Source organism: Vibrio sp. 10N.247.310.17 (assembly GCF_041466605.1).
Lineage (GTDB): Bacteria > Pseudomonadota > Gammaproteobacteria > Enterobacterales > Vibrionaceae > Vibrio > Vibrio tasmaniensis_A.
In genome coordinates this window covers 1-3991 of the sequence record NZ_JBFSTC010000175.1, presented here as the reverse complement: position 1 = coordinate 3991, position 3991 = coordinate 1, and the positions used below count along the sequence as shown (strand labels likewise).

Genomic DNA, 3991 nt, shown 5'->3' with positions numbered 1-3991 from the left:
TCGAGGAGTCTCATCCCCTAACAGAGCATTACGTCCTTTATATTTTCAATAGGTCTTTCATATTACGGATAACAAACATATGGACTATTTACTATTTTTTACAATTTGTGTAGCTGCTACTTTTTCCCCGGGGCCTGCGGTGTTATTGACTGTGAAAAATTCAGCCGTGTATGGGGTTGAGCGAGCGGTCTCAGGGATTCTTGGAAATATTGCAGCTATGATCACAATGGCAGGCTTATCGGCTACAGGTTTAGGTGTTCTTCTTTTGGCATCTGAATCATTATTCCTATTTATTAAAATGGTTGGCGGAATATATCTACTTTTACTTGGAATAAAGACGTGGAGATCAAACAAACGGACTTTAAAAAATTATGATCCCCAAGCTAGCGCGCATAACAGAAAGATGTTGTTTCGTGAAGCGTATCTGGTTGGTGTAACTAACCCAAAGGCTATCGTGTTTTATTCGGCCTTGTTTCCTCAGTTTATCGAAGTTGAACATTCCATCATACCGCAATTTATCTTGCTTACACTCACCTTTACCTCGTCGTCATTCCTAGCACTTTTAACATACGCGTTAGTAACAAAGAAGCTTAAGTTTTGGCTTATAAAGGAAAAGGTTAGAGCGACATTTAATAAGGTTACTGGAGGGATATTTATTGGATTTGGCTTGTCTTTGATTATTAGCAACAAGACATAGAAGTTGTTTTAATAATGACTTCAACGCTACATGGACGACCGTTCCTCACTTAGACTTAATATATGAGTAGAGTGACTCGCCTGAACAAACTTAGCTCAAGCTGTTTTTACCACTGCTACCACTGCCCTTTCCAAACACTACCATTTGTATGACAAGATTAATACGATGAGCTAAATTAGTGGAACAGAAAACCTTGTACAAGGGCTCAGCATAACCCGCCACACCTCTTCAAAGGAGTCAAAGTATGCGTTTTTAATCGCCTTAAAATCACTCTTGGATTAATATTAGAAGAACAAACCATACAAATGGTAAAAATTGCGCAACAAACATCATCCGTCCTAATGTCCTCTTTGCTACAGTCATAACGTTTTACCACTCTAATAAGTAAACACGCCAAACTTTAGCTCTTTACTTAAAAACAAGATGCTCACAATCACATATAATCTTGATAAAGAATCATTATTTATCAAGATTAGAAAATTAAACCTTCAACTTATGAGCTGAGCAGCTAAGTTGACTCAAAGACTTAGATTAATGACCAAGCCTCGCTATAAAGAAACTAACTGGAAGCAATATAATCAAGCTTTAATCAGTCATTAGTCACTGATATTTTGGATTGGTGAAGAAGCAATTCAGCATTTAGCCGTTGATGCTACAGGGCTGAAGGTCTACGGTGAGGCAAGTGAAAAGTAAATGAGCATAGACCTCCAAGTGTGACTGCCCTCAAACACGAATTTCACCAAAACCCTAACCTTAAAATTTGATGTACTTATGTTATTCCGACAGATATTTTCATCACCATTCCCAAAAATCCACTTCATATCTAAGCCGTTCAACCTCCTCATCGGTAAGTTCAGGTATTGCTTTGATAGGTCTTCCTCTGCGTTTAGGGGGAGATTTCGTCAGCTTAGGTTTGGATGCTCTTACTTTTCGAGTTTTAGGGTTACTCACAAGCTGACCTGATAATATTCCACTAATAACTTCCCCTATCGCCTCAGCAGATTGCGATACTTGCGCATCATCCACGTGAGCATAACGAAGCGTGGATGAAATGCGCGTGTGACCCAACAGTTTCGACACCATTGGGATAGGATACCCCTCTAACACCGCATAACTGGCAAAGGTATGGCGCAAATCGTGAATACGAACATCCTCGATATGGGCTAAGGCTCGCACCTGTTGCCAGACCAGACTAACCTTAGTCGACCGACTCACAAAACGACGCAAGGGCATAAACACATCATCGTGTGATTCGCTACGATGCGCCCATACTTGCTGTGGTATGTCTGAAAGGAGTTTCTGCGCTTCCTTGCCCACATACACCACCTTCGCACCCGTTTTGCTGTCCGGCAAATGCCACTCCCTTCCTTTAACAAAAGACCATTGCAGGCCTGTTACCTCTGAAATTCGACACCCCGTTAACAACACCAGTTTTAGCACCAGACAACAGCACGCTTCCAGATCACCTTGCTGGCTGACCACAGTTAATGCCTTCTGCATTCGCGCTAACTCATCCAAACTCAAAAAACGATTGAGTTTTTTTTTGCGATTTTGCTTAAGACCGTCACAAGGGTTATTCATGCAATAACCTTGCTTCACCGCATATTTGAAGATAGAACGAAGCACATCAAGATTACGGTTGGCAGCCCCTGCGTAATTCTGGCTGAGTTCATCAAACCAACGATGCACATGACACGAATCAATACGGCTGACAGGAAAACGTCCAAACTCGGGCAACAAATGCTTTTTTAAGGCGCTCGACGCTGTCCCTTGTGTACTCACTTTCCATCCCTTGCAGACCTTATCCGTCCATTCTTCTTTCACCAACGCATCAAAGCGGATCAACCGTATCGGTTTCGTCTCTTTGTCTAAAAAAGAGGCCTGTAAAGCACGTACGTGTTGTCTCACTTTTTTTAGTGTCAGTTGTCCCACTGCCGCCAACGTCTTATTGGGAATGGATAAATGAGTCACATAGAAACGGCGACCATCGGTATAAACTCGAACTCCTAACGCTGGCACTTGGGTATCCCACACCGTATACGTTCGAGTTTTCGAATGAAGTGATTGAATCACTTTAGAAGTAAATAACAGTGACTTCATGAGCGCATACCTTTAACGAGCACTCCCGACACATGAGAAGCGGCCTGACACACGTCATCACGTCCCAAATGTGCATACTTTAGCGTCGTTTCCGCTTCAGCATGCCCCAAAAGGCGACTCAGCACGATCAAGTTTACCTTCGACTGAATGGCAATACTGGCGTAGGTGTGACGTAAATCATGCAAACGTACACCTTCCAATCCTGCCAACTGGCGAGCCTGTCGCCAGAATATACCCAACTGATTGGTGGATATGGGTTGAGTGTTACAAGGGGTTGGAAACAGGTAAGGACTCTCTGATTGCCATGCATCAAGATAAGCTCTAACTTGTGAGCAAAGGTAAACCGTTTTCGCCCCCGTTTTACTGTCTAGTAAATGCCAGTGACCACCTCGGTACTCTTTCCATTGTAAGGTTCTCACTTCCGATGAGCGGCAACCTGTGTATATCAACAAACGTATTATCATGACCTTAGCCGGGTTATCGCCCTCTAACGTGTCTAACACTCGCCAGAGTTGTCGCAATTCGTCTTTACTAAGATAGCGCTCTCTCCCTCCTTCTTTATAACGCTTGAAACCACGGCAAGGATTGGTATTTTTAGGACGATATTCCCACGTTTCACATTGTTGCATCATAACCGACAGCAACACTAACGCTTGGTTGGCTGAGCCTTTCACATGGCTTAACTGGGCAAACCACTGCTCAACATCATTTCGAACAATAGATTGTACTTCCCTATCTCCAAGATAAGGGGCGATCTGAAGACGAAAGGCACTTTCGTTCTTTTTCAAAGTGCGAGGTTTCCAATGACGAGGATAACGCTTAAAAAATTCTTGGCCGAACGCCTGTAGCGTTATGGAGGGCAATGCTTCAATTTTCGGACTGCGTACTTGATGAACAAGCTGCAAGGCTTTTAGTCTTGCTTGACGTAATGAGCACTCTAATGTGCACCCTAGCTTATGATTTTTTCTCAATCCGTTACTCTGGAAGCGAACAAAGAACACTCGTCTCCCTGACGGGTAGACTCGTAAATACAGCGTCGACACCTTGGTATCATAGTATTCTTGTGTGGTCGAAGTCGGTTTTACATGCTCGACAAATCGCTGAGTAAGAGGCATTTTTTGCATTTTAAGCTCCTGTTTACAGGGGCATTTTTGAACAAAAAAACGTTATCAAAAATGCCATAACATCAAAAAA

The 3991-nt window shown here is 42.8% G+C and carries 3 protein-coding genes; 1 reads left to right on the top strand and 2 read right to left on the bottom strand.

Translation table 11 applies throughout. The features are described from left to right. Positions 1-79 precede the first annotated feature (79 nt). Positions 80-697 (top strand): LysE family translocator, encoded by a 618-nt coding sequence (locus tag AB6D80_RS24370; RefSeq protein ID WP_017102087.1) that lies wholly within the window; start codon positions 80-82, stop codon positions 695-697. 795 nt (positions 698-1492) lie between these two features. Here AB6D80_RS24370 and AB6D80_RS24365 read toward each other — a convergent pair. After that, positions 1493-2797 (bottom strand): tyrosine-type recombinase/integrase, encoded by a 1305-nt coding sequence (locus AB6D80_RS24365; protein ID WP_371692744.1) that lies wholly within the window; start codon positions 2795-2797, stop codon positions 1493-1495. Further along, positions 2794-3921, bottom strand: coding sequence for a tyrosine-type recombinase/integrase (locus AB6D80_RS24360; protein WP_371708485.1), 1128 nt, complete (start codon positions 3919-3921; stop codon positions 2794-2796). The genes AB6D80_RS24365 and AB6D80_RS24360 overlap by 4 nt, the downstream gene beginning before the upstream one ends. Positions 3922-3991: the final 70 nt, after the last annotated feature.

Excerpts from the sequence above, each read along its gene's own strand:
- AB6D80_RS24360 (WP_371708485.1), bottom strand. The coding sequence starts at position 3,921 with ATGCAAAAAATGCCTCTTACTCAGCGATTTGTCGAGCATGTAAAACCG.
- AB6D80_RS24365 (WP_371692744.1), bottom strand. The coding sequence starts at position 2,797 with ATGAAGTCACTGTTATTTACTTCTAAAGTGATTCAATCACTTCATTCG.
- AB6D80_RS24370 (WP_017102087.1), top strand. The coding sequence starts at position 80 with ATGGACTATTTACTATTTTTTACAATTTGTGTAGCTGCTACTTTTTCC.